The sequence below is a fragment of the Glycomyces sp. NPDC050141 genome (assembly GCF_055586545.1).
The window spans coordinates 1,978-4,573 of sequence record NZ_JBVJHZ010000080.1; the positions used below are offsets into that span (position 1 = coordinate 1,978).

General features: G+C 56.5%; 1 rRNA gene. It reads left to right on the plus strand.

Going from position 1 to position 2,596, the window contains the following annotated elements:
• Window positions 1-75: 75 nt before the first annotated feature.
• A 23S ribosomal RNA gene (locus tag ACZ60M_RS25405) occupies window positions 76-2,596 on the plus strand; the annotation flags it as partial.

Sequence of the window (2,596 nt, forward strand, 5' to 3'; positions counted from 1 at the left end):
TGTGGTCAATGTGTTGTTTGAGATTTGTATAGTGTGCGTGAGTGTCTTTGTTTCTATCTGATTTGACCGTGTGTTGGTTAAGTTGTGTAGGGCGCATGGTGGATGCCTTGGTGCCGGATGACCGATGAAGGACGTGTGAGGCTGCGATATGCCTGGGGGAGTTGCCAACTGGACTTTGATCCCAGGGTTTCCGAATGGGGTAACCCAGCCAGGTTGATGCCTGGTTGCCGCTGGCTGAATGTATAGGCTGGTTGGTGGTGTGGCGGGGAAGTGAAACATCTCAGTACCTGCTGTGGAGAAAACAAGAGTGATTCCGTGAGTAGCGGCGAGCGAAAGCGGAGGAGGCTAAACCTGGTTCGTGTGATAGCCGGCAGGCGTTGCGGGTCAGGGGTTGTGGGACGTTTCCGTTAGTTTCTGCCGAAACTAGGTTCACGCAGCATTGTCTAGTCGAACGGTGTGGGAAAGCCGACCGGAGAGGGTGAGAGTCCCGTAGGTGAAGGGCAGTGCTGGTGTTCGGGGAGCGCACCCGAGTAGCGCGGGTTTCGTGGAGGCTCGTGTGAATCTGGCAGGACCGTCTGCTAAGCCTAAAGAGGTCCGGTGACCGATAGTGGATAGTACCGTGAGGGAATGGTGAAAAGTACCCCGGGAGGGGAGTGAAATAGTGCCTGAAACCATGTGCCTGTAAACCGTCAGAGCCCGGCAGTAGTCTTCGGATTGCTGTAGGCGGGTGATGGCGTGCCTTTTGAAGAATGAGCCTGCGAGTTATGGTATGCCGCGAGGTTAAGCCGTTGTGGTGGAGCCGGAGCGAAAGCGAGTCTGAATAGGGCGTTGAGTGGTGTGTTGTAGACCCGAAGCGGGGTGATCTACCCATGTCCAGGGTGAAGCGGCTGTAAGAGGTCGTGGAGGCCCGAACCCACCTAGGTTGCAAACTGGGGGGATGAGGTGTGGGTAGGGGTGAAAGGCCAATCAAACTCCGTGATAGCTGGTTCTCCCCGAAATGCATTTAGGTGCAGCGTCGCATGTTGCTCCGTGGTGGTAGGGCGCTGGTTGGGTGATGGGCCGTGTCGGTTACTGAGCTCAGCTAAACTTCGAATGCCATGGTGTTGAGTGCGGCAGTGAGTCGGCGGGTGAGAAGATCCGTCGTCGAGAGGGAAACAGCCCAGATTACCGGCTAAGGCCCCTAAGGGTGCACTGAGTGGAAAAGGATGTGGGGTCGCGTTGACAGCCAGGAGGTTGGCTTAGAAGCAGCCACCCTTGAAAGAGTGCGTAATAGCTCACTGGTCGAGTGGTTCTGCGCCGATAATGTAGCGGGGCTGAAGTGCACCGCCGAAGCCGTAGCAATGCCACACAGTTACGACTGTGTGGGTTGGGTAGGGGAGCGTCGTACATGGGGTGAAGCTCCGGGGTAACCCATGGGGTGGACTTTGTACGAGTGAGAATGCAGGCATGAGTAGCGAAACACAGGTGAGAATCCTGTGCGCCGATTGACTAAGGGTTCCAGGGGACGGTTGTTCCGCCCTGGGTTAGTCTGGGCCTAAGGCGAGGCCGAGAGGCGTAGTCGATGGATAACCGGTTGATATTCCGGTACCCGAGTGCCGCGTATGAGTGATAGCGGTTGTGCTAACCGGCTGCAAGCCGGCGAGTGGTCGCCTTCGGGTGGCTGTTTGTCAGTGAGTGGTTGGGGTCCTTTCCGTGTGTAGCGTAGTGATGGAGTGACGCAGTGGGGTAGCTGTACCGTCTGGTGGATTAGGCGGGGTAAGGTGGTAGCCCGAGTTTCCAGGTAAATCCGGAGGCTCCTCCTTGAGTGGAGAGGGTGAGCGCTGAAGCATAGGCCTTTAGGCCGAATTCGGTGATCCCGTGCTGTCGAGAAAAGCTTCTAGCGAGTGGTAGTCGGCCAGTACCCTAAACCGACACTGGTGGTCAGGTAGAGTATACTGAGGCGTTCGAGTGATGTGTGGTTAAGGAACTCGGCAAATTGCCTCCGTAACTTCGGGAGAAGGAGGGCCCTTTCTGGTGGCACGTGCGTGCAGGAGCTGGAGGGGGTTGCAGAGGCCAGGGGGAAGCGACTGTTTACTAAAAACACAGGTCCATGCGAAGCCGTGAGGTGAGGTATATGGACTGACGCCTGCCCGGTGCTGGAACGTTAAGAGGATCCATCAAGGCTTTGGCCTGCAGTGGTGAATTGAAGCGCCAGTAAACGGCGGTGGTAACTATAACCATCCTAAGGTAGCGAAATTCCTTGTCGGGTAAGTTCCGACCTGCACGAATGGCGTAACGACTTCCCCGCTGTCTCAACCACATGCTCGGCGAAATTGCAGTACGAGTAAAGATGCTCGTTTCGCGCGGCAGGACGGAAAGACCCCGGGACCTTTACTATAGCTTGGTATTGATGCATTGCTTGGTTTGTGTAGGATAGGCGGGAGCCTGGGAAGCTCACACGCTAGTGTGGGTGGAGGTGTTGGTGAAATACCGCTCTGATCTGGTGGTGTGTCTCACCCGCGGCCCTGATCGGGTCGGGGGACAGTGCCTGGTGGGTAGTTTAACTGGGGCGGTTGCCTCCTAAATGGTAACGGAGGCGCCCAATGGTACCCTCGGG